The sequence below is a fragment of the Elstera sp. genome (assembly GCF_044372965.1).
Lineage (GTDB): Bacteria > Pseudomonadota > Alphaproteobacteria > Elsterales > Elsteraceae > Elstera.
Window position 1 is genome coordinate 1 of sequence record NZ_JBILQX010000256.1, and the last position, 3,820, is coordinate 3,820.

General features: G+C 60.4%; 3 protein-coding genes. 1 reads left to right on the forward strand and 2 read right to left on the reverse strand.

The window, feature by feature from the left end; genetic code table 11:
- Positions 1-6: 6 nt before the first annotated feature.
- Entirely contained in the window at positions 7-630 is a 624-nt protein-coding gene (locus tag ACIQ36_RS19085; RefSeq protein WP_395832312.1) for an IS30 family transposase, read from the forward strand.
- A gap of 77 nt (positions 631-707) precedes the next feature.
- Here ACIQ36_RS19085 and ACIQ36_RS19090 read toward each other — a convergent pair whose 3' ends face one another.
- Positions 708-1,199, reverse strand: coding sequence for a toxin-activating lysine-acyltransferase (locus ACIQ36_RS19090; protein ID WP_395832308.1), 492 nt, complete (start codon positions 1,197-1,199; stop codon positions 708-710).
- 64 nt (positions 1,200-1,263) lie between these two features.
- Positions 1,264-3,820, reverse strand: a 2,557-nt coding sequence (locus ACIQ36_RS19095) for a cadherin-like domain-containing protein (protein ID WP_395832310.1), incomplete at its 5' end; no start/stop codon positions are given.

Consider the following 3,820-nt stretch of genomic DNA (forward strand, 5'->3'; position numbering starts at 1 on the left):
TTCGCGCTGTTACCATGTGCTCGCAGACACCGACGGCGACGATTTAGCCGAAAGAGCAGGAAATCGGCAGTGCCGGTTGCTCGCTCCATCACTCTTCGACCTGCTGAGATTGCAGAGCGAAAAGAGTTTGGCCATTGGGAAGCTGATCTCATGATCTTTGCCCGAAAACACGGCAAGGCAAATGTTACATCATTGATTGAACGGCGAACACGCTACCTGATCTTATTGTCCAACGAAGACCGTCGATCAGCCAAGGTTGTATCGGCAATACGAGGAGCCTTGGAGCCCCTACCCGTCCCGGCGCGTCGCAGCATTACCTTTGATCGAGGTACCGAATTCGTTGGTGCTTGGCGGAGCCTCCCGTTGGAGAGCTGGTTCTGCGATCCGCACAGCCCTTGGCAAAAAGGCAGTGTCGAGAATGCTAATGGGCGGGTGCGGCGGCGATTACCCCTTGAGAGTGCGCCGGGAGACCGATCTCCCGGCGCACTCTCAAGGCTCGCAACTCAGGCCAATCAAACGCCCCGAAAATGCCTCGGATATCAAACCCCTGAAGAAGCATTTCTCAAGGAGGTAGCGACCGTTTTGGCGACACCCTATGATCCAGCGAGCCCATGTCGCACTTCGACGTGAATCCGTCAAGGGCGGATTCGATTTCGAAGGGTTCCTTTCTTTTAAAATGAGAAGTTTGGAGGTCGGCGACAAGCCTTCTATCCCCCCGCTCGTCGTCCGTGGGACTGATAGTTTTCCGCATCGGATTTCCGACGGACGTTAATGCCCGTCCATCGGCCGATTTTGCGGATGGTGCCGTCGGGTTTGCGACGTGTGGCGTGGACGATGTGATCGGCGAGCGCAGTGCGCTGGAGGTCATCGACCATGGCCCATGTGTGGCCGTAGGGGGCGATAAAATCCATTACCCAGGCTTCGGGGCCGGAGGCCCGATCTTCGGGTTGGAGTTTGCGGGTTCGGGGCAGGAGGCCCTCGCGGGCGACAGGTCCGAGAAACGCCCAGGAGGCAAAGCCAACGGGGCGGCCTCCGGCGAGATAAACGCGGAATTGGCCTAAGGCGATTGGCGGCGGCAACAGCCGGATACAGTCAGCGACCGTCCACGACCGATGCACGTCGGAGACGGACATAAGCTGCAAGGCGATACCGAGCGTCGTCGTCAGATCAGGAACGCAGGCAATAAGCGGGGGTGACATTACAGGCCTCGACTAGACTGAGGACAGGAGGGAGCCGAAGCTCCCTCCTTATGCTCCTTCAGATTTATGCCGCGAGCTTGGTCTCGCAGTGATCGCCTGCACTGATCGGGTTTGCGGCGAGGGTTGCGGTTTGCGTGAGCATATCGGTGGCGCTGGCAGCAGCGGCGACCGAAGGGGCTGGGTCGAAAGCCGCCATCGCCTGACGGAGCAGGTCCGCCTGATTGGCGATATTGGCGGTGAGATCGACCGAGGTCGATGCGGGCGGGGCCGTATCGATTGCCGAGATAGGAGCTGGTGGGGCTGCTGCTGGCGTGGCCGCAGTGTCGGTCGGCGTTTGGGTTCCGCTCCCCGCCGTGTCTGCGCTGGCCGTTTGGGCGGGGATAGCGGGCACCGCCGTTGGGCTATCGGGGCTGACGACGGCAGGCGTTGCCGTCGTGACCGGCGTATCGATTGCAGCAACTCCTGTTACGTCGGAGGTCGCTGCGAACCCGGTTGACGACGCCAAGGCGGAAGTCGAGATTACTTGATTAGCGGTGTCCGTTGCCGCCGATACGCTCGGCGTGGTATGCGCCGCGTTTGCGGTGTTATCGCCGCCCGCCGAAACGCTTATCACCGTTTGCCCCTCAGAAGCGGCGGCCACCGTCACCGCAGCCACGGTCGTGGCGGTATCGGCCAGAACCAACGAGGTCGCGGCTGCAACGCTCGCCACTGTCGTTTGGGCCTCAGGAAGCGCGGTAGCGACGGCAGAAGCCGGAACAGCCTCGGGTTGCGGTAGCGTCTGGGTTTGGGCGGCGGTTGCCGTGTGAGACGTCACGGCGCTTGCCGGGGTTACGACCGTCGTCACCGTCACGGCTTGCGTCTGGGTCGTTGCGACGGGCACGGCATTGGGGAGGCTGTGCAGGACCGTCGACGTGCTGGTGGCGGTCGGGATTACTTCGATGCTGGTAGTGACGCTGATCGCCCCAAGCGAGACGTCGGCAGCGGTGCCGGTGGTGCCGTTGGTTCGAGTGAACTCGCTGGTACGGTGAACGATGCTGCCGTTGACGCTTTGGTCGTCGCGTGCGCCGGTCAGGCCAACCGAGGCAATGCCCGCTTCGGCCAGGGTCTGCACTTCGGCCTGATCGGCGATGCCGTCCTGATTGCGGTCCTCCCAAACGCGGAAGTCGGCAAAGCGGGTATCGGCCTGATCGAGCGTACCGGAGCCGCTGGAATCATAGACCTGCTGGACGGCGTCCATATCGGTCTCGGCCCCAGGGGCATCGTCGGTGAAGATGATATCCTGGGCATTGATGATGCCGTCGCCGTCATCGTCCAGGGCAAGGAAGGCATTGCCTGCGCCGATCCAGGCCGTCGTACCAGTCGCTGTTTGGTCGAAAATCGACGTGCTAACCCCTGACTGCGCTGCATTGAGCAAGCTGAGGCCTTGCCCACTGACATCCAGAACAATCGGTGTTTGCCATAATGTCGTGATGTGAACCGTTGTTGTCGCTGATAAACCGCCCTGATCAGAAACCGTAAAATTAAGATTAGCGGAGAGGCCATTAGCATAACTTGGCGGGTACCATTGCCAAATAAAATTTCCCTGATAGGGGTTTTCGGGGGCGATCATCATGCCGATGGACGAAGTTGCCTGCATTTTTAGCGCGTCGCCATCAGGGTCGGAAGCCGTGACGGTGCCAAAATAATAGGGGGTATAGTTACCCTCTATATTGACCGGTGTTCCGGTAATTGCCGTTGCCGCAATCACGGGCGCACGGTTCGTTGACATAACATCAACTTGTGCGGTTTCCTCAATCATACCGCCACGGCCGTCGCTGACGGTGTAATTGAAGCTGGCCGATCCCGTGATATTGGGGTAGGGCGTGAAGAAAACGCTGCCGCCCGAAGCGTAGGCATTACCATAGCTACTGCTGGCCGAACTGATGGTAAGCGCGTCGCCGTCAGGGTCACTATCGTTGGCGAGCAAGGACGCAAAACTCTGATTCAGGGTCGATCCTTGAGCCATCGGGCTCAACTGTTCGCCGAAGCCGGTGGGTGCATCATTGACCGAGGCGATGTTGAGATAGGCCATGGCATTGGCCGTACCGCCGCGACCGTCGGAAACAGTATAGATGAACTGGTCCGTGCCGTAGTAGTTCGCCTGGGGCACATAGACCACCCCCGCACCGCTGGCATAGACAGTCCCATGCGACGCCCCATAGGCCGAAGCAATGCTGAGCGTATCGCCATCGGCATCGTAATCATTCTGGGTCAGCAGGGAGGCCGCGATATATTGGACCTGATCCTCTTGGGCGTAGATGGTCTCGCCCGCCGCAATCGGCACGTCGTTGACGTTGATGACCTGATAGGCCGCCGTGGCTGAACTCACCGCGCCTTGGGCGTCGGCGACCTGATAGGTGAAGCTGGCCGTACCGCTGAAGTTGGTATAGGGCGTGAAATTGACCGTCGCGCCCGACTGGCTCACCGTGCCGCCACTTGCCCCGGAGACGCCGAGGAAGGTCATGGCGTCGCCTTCGGGGTCGCTGTCGTTGCTCATCAAGGAGGCAACCGCAACGCTGATCGGCTGCTCTTCAAGGGCCGAGCCCAGCCAATCGGACTGGAGGCGCGGCGCGTCGTTGACG

Bases quoted from the DNA above. Each gene is read 5' to 3' on its own strand.
- ACIQ36_RS19090 (WP_395832308.1), bottom strand. From the start codon at position 1,199: ATGTCACCCCCGCTTATTGCCTGCGTTCCTGATCTGACGACGACGCTC.